Origin of the sequence: Mediterraneibacter sp. 210702-DFI.5.30 (assembly GCF_020560115.1) — a bacterium.
GTDB classification, from domain to species: Bacteria; Bacillota; Clostridia; order Lachnospirales; family Lachnospiraceae; genus Mediterraneibacter; species Mediterraneibacter faecis.
Map to the genome: position 1 here is coordinate 1 of NZ_JAJCME010000182.1, position 233 is coordinate 233.

Sequence of the window (233 nt, forward strand, 5' to 3'; positions counted from 1 at the left end):
GCGTGCCATCCGCGCTGGTGACGCGGGTAGTTCGCAGTCCAATGCCAGAAACCGTGCCCTTAACCGTACCGATTACCACGACATCGCCAACGTCAAGCTGTTTTTCCAGCAAAATAAAAAAACCGTTGACCATGTCGCTGACGAATCCCTGTGCGCCAAGTCCCAAAGCAATACTAAAGATTCCGGCACTGGCGACGAGGGTTCCCACCGGTACGCCAATCAAAGAAAGCAGG

1 protein-coding gene is annotated in these 233 nt (G+C 54.1%); it reads right to left on the reverse strand.

Features of this window, described 5'->3' with window-relative positions; translation table 11 throughout:
* Positions 1-233: mechanosensitive ion channel family protein (locus LI126_RS15180; protein WP_227165743.1), on the reverse strand; the 233-nt coding region annotated here is incomplete at both ends.